This window comes from Vibrio sp. Of14-4 (assembly GCF_022347625.1).
GTDB classification, from domain to species: Bacteria; Pseudomonadota; Gammaproteobacteria; order Enterobacterales; family Vibrionaceae; genus Vibrio; species Vibrio pristinus.
In genome coordinates this window covers 1-1,205 of record NZ_JAKRGI010000058.1, presented here as the reverse complement: position 1 = coordinate 1,205, position 1,205 = coordinate 1, and the positions used below count along the sequence as shown (strand labels likewise).

Sequence of the window (1,205 nt, the reverse complement as noted above, 5' to 3'; positions counted from 1 at the left end):
AACCTTAACGGGGAAGGTGAAAACCGGTCAATTGGCGGTAAAGACCAGCACCACTCAAGTATTTGACGGCCTTAATCGGGTCACCAGTACCACCAATGCTAAGGGGCAAACCACCACCAGTCAATATATGGACGCCAGTCGTCAGGTGTTGGTGACCAATGAAGCTGGAGTGACCACACGCCGCACCTTCAGCCAGCGCGGTGAGCTGGTCTCTGAAGTCGTGGGCGGACCGGTAGCCTTGGCAAAACCGGCGTTAGAGGCCGTCTCTTGGGGCTATGATTATCGCGAAGGTGAGTTTACCCGCGGCCGGCGCACCTTGCGACACTCAATGTGACGCAGAGCCGCGTTTATCAAGACGCCAATCAAATCCCCACCGACAAGTGGAAAATTTATGACAATGACCCTGCTGGGGCGACGATGACGCCCACCTTTGATGCCGACTATGGCGGCGAGGTGATGGTGTTAAAAGGCGACAAACGAAACAATGGGTACAGTTTGGCGGCCGATAGTGAAGGGGGCAGCTGGCAAAATAGTGATGCGCGCCTGATTGAATGGGACATGAAGTTCTCAGAAGATATACGAGTCTACGTTAGTGTGCATACTGAAAAAGGGCATCGTTACCTGACGTATCATCCCAAGACAATGACGCCAAGCTTGAATGATAAGGAGTATGCAGCCCATGGAATGGGTAAGGTTACTGATGGTCAATGGCACACCATAAGGCGCGATTTGGCGGCGGACTTGAAAGCGGTGGAGCCCGATAACCGTATTCTGCATGTTAATAAGTTTCTTGTGCGAGGCTCTGGCTCGATAGGCAAGGTGGCACTGCTGCCCGCCCCTAATCAGATCCAATCAGGGTTTAAAGTGATAGTGACCACCTCGGATGAATGGAGACGCCGACTCAGTTCAGAGGCCCAAGCGGCACTGGTGGCGATGGGCATCAATCAAGACACGCTTGAAAGTGCTGAGGTTCGCAGCGCCTTTATGGCAGTGATAGAAGCTCAAGATGACCAATGGGTCACCACGCGTCAAGCTTACCGGCCGCGTTATGAGGGCGCGCTGATTAAGCATACCCTAACTCCGCCAGCAGAGGCGAAGCGCGAAACCCACTATGTGTATAACGCCATCGGTCAGCGCATAGCCACTCAGCATGCTGATGGTAGCGTGTCCGCGCAATTTTATGACGCGGCGGGGCGCCTGGCGGT

General features: G+C 54.1%; 2 protein-coding genes. Both read left to right on the top strand.

Translation table 11 applies throughout. From position 1 onward, the window contains the following. Positions 1–334: hypothetical protein (locus MHN79_RS20815; protein ID WP_239174920.1), on the top strand; the 334-nt coding region annotated here is incomplete at its 5' end. Positions 335–456: 122 nt separating this feature from the next. After that, positions 457–1,205, top strand: a 749-nt coding sequence (locus tag MHN79_RS20810) for a hypothetical protein (RefSeq protein WP_239174918.1), incomplete at its 3' end; no start/stop codon positions are given.